This is a genomic window from Arenibacter sp. S6351L (assembly GCF_023016025.1).
GTDB lineage: Bacteria > Bacteroidota > Bacteroidia > Flavobacteriales > Flavobacteriaceae > Arenibacter > Arenibacter algicola_B.
In genome coordinates this window covers 1-963 of sequence record NZ_JALKBB010000088.1, presented here as the reverse complement: position 1 = coordinate 963, position 963 = coordinate 1, and the positions used below count along the sequence as shown (strand labels likewise).

Here is a 963-nt window from a genome sequence, read left to right as displayed (position 1 = left end):
GGGATTCCTAACCAAGATACGCTGAAATACCGTGGTGACCCACTGTTCCGCATCTTTGGTATCCGCAATGGTATTTTCGGCCAATACCCTGGCAGCCTCCAACATCTGCACATCGTTCTGTAGTGCCAAGGCCTGTAGCGGCGTATTGGTCTTCTGCCTCCGTACTTCACAGATATCCCTATTGGGGGCATCAAAAATGGACATACTGGGCGGTGGCAGGGTCCTTTTCCATAAGGTATACAGGGAACGCCTGTACAATTTATCGCCCACATCGGCAACATAAGTGGTAAGCACCCCCCTATTGCCACCCGCGTTGGTCTCCTCCCACAGCCCCGGGGGCTGGTAAGGTTTTACACTTGGCCCGCCTATCTCTTTGTTCAACAGACCGCTGGTGGCCAGAACGTAGTCCCGTATGATCTCCCCGCTCATCCTGAACCTGGGGGCCCTGGAAAGCCACTTGTTGTCCGGATCCGCCTTTTTGGACTCCTCCGTTGCTATGCTACTTTGCTGATAGGTTGCGGAAAGCATTATTTTCTTCAATAGATATTTAATGTCCCAATCGTGCTCCATAAAATCCTTTGCCAGCCAGTCCAGCAATTGTGGATGGGTGGGCAGGCTGCCCTGGACCCCGAAATCTTCGGAAGTTTCTACAAGTCCCCTCCCGAACAACATCCCCCAGATCCTATTTACAAAGACCCTCGAGGTCAACGGATTGTTTTCATCGGTCACCCATTGGGCCAGTCCCAATCTGTTTTTTGGAAGATTTTCTGAAAAGGGAAGTATTATTTCCGGGGCATTGGGAGTTACTTCCTCCCCGGGACTATCATATTCCCCCCGGTTAAAAATATAGGTCGTTCTGGGCATGGAATCGTTCATGACCATCACCTTGACGTCTTTCCCTTCGGCCTTGTTGATAAAGGACAGCACCCCATTGGTCTCCTCATCCGTAATAGTCATAAAGGG

The 963-nt window shown here is 50.9% G+C and carries 1 protein-coding gene; it reads right to left on the bottom strand.

Features of this window, described 5'->3' with window-relative positions:
• On the bottom strand, nucleotides 1-963 hold a 963-nt coding region (locus MWU82_RS23985; RefSeq protein WP_247098276.1), incomplete at both ends, for a DUF1553 domain-containing protein.